This window comes from Rhizobacter sp. P2_H2 (assembly GCF_056403375.1).
Genome location: NZ_JBFUFP010000642.1, coordinates 1 through 3,167 on the forward strand (window position 1 = coordinate 1; position 3,167 = coordinate 3,167).

General features: G+C 68.5%; 1 protein-coding gene and 1 pseudogene. One reads left to right on the forward strand and one right to left on the reverse strand.

The genetic code is table 11. The annotated features are described in order from the left end of the window. Positions 1–2,656, forward strand: a 2,656-nt coding sequence (locus AC1D15_RS23925) for a di-heme oxidoredictase family protein (protein WP_477827936.1), incomplete at its 5' end; no start/stop codon positions are given. A 65-nt stretch (positions 2,657–2,721) separates the two neighbouring features. On the opposite strand, the pseudogene ureC reads toward AC1D15_RS23925, so the two are convergent. After that, positions 2,722–3,167: pseudogene (ureC, locus tag AC1D15_RS23930) on the reverse strand (urease subunit alpha); the annotation flags it as partial.

Here is a 3,167-nt window from a genome sequence, read left to right on the forward strand (position 1 = left end):
TCCGAGCCCCGCTCCCGCGCCGGCCCCGGCGCCCGCACCTGCCCCCGCGCCCGCACCCGATGTCAGCAACCCCGGCGTCGTCATCAAGCCGGCAACCGCCACCTCGTCGGCGCTGGAGAACGGCGGCATGCCCGCCACCAACACGATCGATGGCAGTCTCGGTACGCGCTGGTCGAGCAAGCAGGAAGACGGCGCCTGGATCCAGTGGGATTTCGGCAAGAAGACGCAGATCGGCGCGCTGAAGCTGAGCTGGGAGAACTCCTACGGCAAGGAGTACGCGCTGCAGGTCTCCGACGACGGCCAGAACTGGTCGCAGGTGCGCTACGTCAGCAACGGCAAGGGCGGCACCGAGGCGTTCTACAACCTCGGCGTCAACGCGCGCTACGTGCGCCTGCAGGGCGTGGCACGCGGCACGCAGTACGGCTACTCGCTGTGGGAAGCCGAATTCAAGACGCCGGGCTCCGACAACACGATGCCGACGGTGGCCACCGCGCCGCTGAAGGCACCGACCAGCGGCGCCGGCATGGCACCGCTGCCGACCCAGGTCGATCCGGTCGAGACGCTGCAGTTCACGCTGGCCGACGGCACCCTGGTCACGCGCTTCGGTATCCGAGGCCTGGCCCGCCACGGCCGCGAGCGCGGTGAAGACTGGAACGAGATCGGGCAGGGCCCGAACGAGACGGTCGACGCGAACGGCAACCCGGTCGACAAGGGCCCGGGCAACTTCCTGACCTTCGTGCCGAACTACTTCAAGAACCGCACCTGGGGCTTCGAGATCATCGACAACAGCCGGGTCGCCGGCGTGACCGCGCCGACGCTGCGCGTCAACCACTACTTCACGCAGGACCAGTTGCCGGGCGGCGTGGCGTGGTTCCGTGCGTTCGATCGCGTGGGCGTCACCGGCTACGGCTGGATGAACCCGGGCCAGCTGGTGAACGACAAGGTCACGATCTGCCCGCCGGTGGCCTACCCGCCCAACGGCAGGCTGTTCAGCAACAGCATCCTGAACAACGATTGCAGCCTGACCGTCAAGGACTACCCCGGCCATGGCGACATCGGTGCGGACGGCATGCCCAACGGCAGGAACGTGCCGGCACGTCCGCTGGTGGCGGGCGACGTGATCGAGGTCTCCCCGTCGTTCTTCTCGACCAAGGAGGCGATGGCGGCCAAGGGCGACAACGGCGGCATCCGCTACTACGCGGGTGAATGGACCTACGTGGTCGGCACGGGCTTGCGCCCCTGGTACGGCGTGCAGCCGCGCCTGATGAACGCGCCGCTGCCGGCCGAGACGCTGCAGGGCGGCACCGGCTCGCTGTCGTACGACTATGCCGACAACGGAACCTTCATCTTCCAGCAGCCGCACATCAACGTCGGCATGCAGAACATGCAGCGCTTCGTCGAAGGGCGCCGTGCGATCCACACCAACATGTTCACCGGCGAGCACAACGAGCCGGGCAACGACCGCTTCGATGCGCTGGTGGGCCTGCAGGGGCCGCGCTACAACCAGTCGTCGTGCTTCGCGTGCCACGTGAACAACGGCCGCAGCCCGGCACCGGCCGCTGTGAACCAGCGCCTGGACTCGATGTCGGTGCACACGGCGGCGATCAATGCCCAGGGCCAGCAGGTGCCCGACTCGCGCTACGGCGTGGGGGTGCAGATGAACGCCCGCGGTGCCGACGGCACGCCGCAGGACTGGGGCAACGGCGTGCGCGTCGCAGGCTTCGACACCCAGACCGTGAAGCTGGCCGACGGCACGTCGGTGGAACTGCGCAAGCCCAAGCTGGCCTTCGACGGCCCGACGCCGCAAGTCGTCTCGCTGCGCTCGGCGCAGCCGATGCTGGGGACCGGCCTGCTGGAAGCGATTCCGGAAACCGACATCCTGGCGCGTGCCCGCACCACCGCGGACGCCGACGGCATCAAGGGCCAGGCGAACTTCGTGTTCGACCCGGAAACCGGTGACGTGCGCCTGGGCCGCTTCGGCTGGAAGGCCGGCAAGTTCAGCCTGCGCCATCAAGCCGCATCGGCCCTGCTGCAGGACATGTCGGTGACGACGCCGGTGTACCCGAGCCGCGATTGCCTGTCGGGCCTGCCGACCTGCCGCACGAAGAGCGAGCGCGGCCTGTCCGAGACCGACCTGCAGTCGATCTCGCGCTACCTGCAGCTGCTGGCCGTTCCGGCACAGCGCAGCCTGGTGAGCGGGTTCCCGAAGGGCGTGGCACCGCTGGCGGACCTGGACGTCGACCCGGTCAAGGTGGCCAACGGCGCGAAGGTGTTCAAGGCGGCGAACTGCACGGGTTGCCACGTGGCGGACCAGAAGACCGGCTCCGGTCATCCGCTCGCCGAGCTGCGCAACCAGAGCATCAAGCCGTACACCGACCTGCTGCTGCACGACATGGGGGCTGACATGGCCGACAACTATGTCGAAGGCACGGCCGCCGGCAACCTGTGGCGCACCTCGGCCCTGTGGGGCATCGGCTACACCGACCGTGTGATGGGCACGGCCGGCAAGGTCGGCTACCTGCACGACGGCCGCGCCCGCACGCTGACCGAGGCGGTGATGTGGCACGGTGGTGAAGCCACCAACGCCCGCAATCGCTTCGCGGCGCTGTCGACGGCGGATCGCCAGGCGCTGCTGGCGTTCCTGGGGTCGCTGTGATCAGTTGCTGATCTGATGAACGAAAGCCCCGCTTCGGCGGGGCTTTTTCATTGGCGACCGGATCGTCAGAACAGGAAATACCGCTGCGCCATCGGCAGCACCGTCGCCGGCTCGCAGGTCAGCAGCACGCCATCCGCGCGCACCTCGTAGGTCTGCGGATCGACCTCGATCTTCGGCGTGAAGCCGTTGTGCACCATGTCGGCCTTGCCGATGCTGCGCGTGTTGCTCACCGCCACCGCGCGCTTCTTCAGCCCGAGCTTCTCGGGCACGCCCGCTGTCAGCGCGGCCTTCGAGACGAAGGTGACGCAGCTGTCGTGCATCGCGCCGGCGAACGAGCCGAACATCGGCCGGTAGTGCACCGGCTGCGGCGTCGGGATCGATGCGTTCGGGTCGCCCATCGCGGCCGCCGCGATGAAGCCGCCCWTCAGGATCAGCGACGGCTTCACGCCGAAGAAGGCCGGCTTCCACAGCACCAGGTCGGCCAGCTTGCCGACCTCGATCGAGCCCACCT